The organism is Streptomyces sp. GbtcB7, from assembly GCF_019091445.1.
Taxonomy (GTDB): Bacteria; Actinomycetota; Actinomycetes; order Streptomycetales; family Streptomycetaceae; genus Streptomyces; species Streptomyces mirabilis.
The window spans coordinates 1-233 of record NZ_JAGXJM010000684.1 but is presented as its reverse complement, the minus strand read 5'-3'; the positions used below and the strand labels follow the sequence as shown (position 1 = coordinate 233).

The following is a 233-nucleotide window of genomic DNA, read 5'->3' as shown; positions in this document are numbered from 1 at the left end:
GAACTCCGGGGCGGTGTTTCAGCCGCGGCTCAGTGTGGCGGGGAAGGCCGTGCAGGCCTGGGCGCACTCCCGGCAGGCCTTGGCGCTGTCCTGCCCGCCCGGGGGCTCGTCGAAGACGTCCGCGCACTCGCGGCAGACGGTACGGCACCACTCGCCCTGGACGGGGATGCCGGCCGTGCCCCGGGGGGCCTCCTCCGCCAGCACACGGCAGGGCGGGTCGCACACCCCCACCC

Annotated in this window: 1 pseudogene; it reads right to left on the bottom strand. The window is 76.4% G+C overall.

Features of this window, described 5'->3' with window-relative positions:
- Positions 1–18: 18 nt before the first annotated feature.
- Positions 19–233, bottom strand: a pseudogene (locus KVT44_RS57230) (four-helix bundle copper-binding protein); the annotation flags it as partial.